This window comes from Bacillus sp. AC266 (assembly GCF_979253805.1).
In genome coordinates, this window is sequence record NZ_CEEDEC010000097.1 from 1 (window position 1) to 201 (window position 201).

1 protein-coding gene is annotated in these 201 nt (G+C 53.7%); it reads right to left on the minus strand.

Annotated elements, in window-relative coordinates; translation table 11 throughout:
• A partial coding sequence (locus AC0IXC_RS29500; RefSeq protein WP_471653739.1) for a collagen-like triple helix repeat-containing protein occupies positions 1-201 on the minus strand: 201 nt, incomplete at both ends.

The following is a 201-nucleotide window of genomic DNA, read 5'->3' on the forward strand; positions in this document are numbered from 1 at the left end:
GGTCCAGTAGGTCCGGTAACTCCTATACCAGTCGCACCTGTGTTACCTTGAGCACCTTGAGGTCCGGTAGCACCCGTGTTACCTTGAACACCTTGAGGTCCGGTAGCACCTGTGTTACCTTGAATACCTTGAGGTCCAGTAGGTCCGGTAACTCCTATACCAGTCGCACCTGTGTTACCTTGAGCACCTTGAGGTCCGGTA